1 tRNA gene is annotated in these 306 nt (G+C 53.3%); it reads left to right on the top strand.

Annotated elements, in window-relative coordinates:
- Positions 1-230: 230 nt before the first annotated feature.
- Positions 231-306: transfer RNA gene (locus tag NA624_RS23035), tRNA-Gly, on the top strand.

Raw genomic sequence — 306 nt, 5'->3', positions numbered from 1 at the left:
CGGGAATAGCTCAGTTGGTAGAGCACGACCTTGCCAAGGTCGGGGTCGCGAGTTCGAGTCTCGTTTCCCGCTCCAAATTTGAAAGTACTTGTTAAGTACAGACCACCAATCGCAGGATTTCGAATTGCGACAAGGCGGCAACTGAATGAGTCCTCAGGAGCTTACTGAAGTAAGTGACTCAGGCGAGTGAAGGCAGCCAACGCAGTAGCGGTTCGAAAGACGAAGATTATGCGGGAATAGCTCAGTTGGTAGAGCACGACCTTGCCAAGGTCGGGGTCGCGAGTTCGAGTCTCGTTTCCCGCTCCA

The sequence above is a fragment of the Salmonella sp. NW38 genome (assembly GCF_051807745.1).
GTDB classification, from domain to species: Bacteria; Pseudomonadota; Gammaproteobacteria; order Enterobacterales; family Enterobacteriaceae; genus Salmonella; species Salmonella enterica.
The sequence above is the reverse complement of the archived record's forward strand: the minus strand, read 5'-3'. Positions and strand labels throughout refer to the sequence as shown.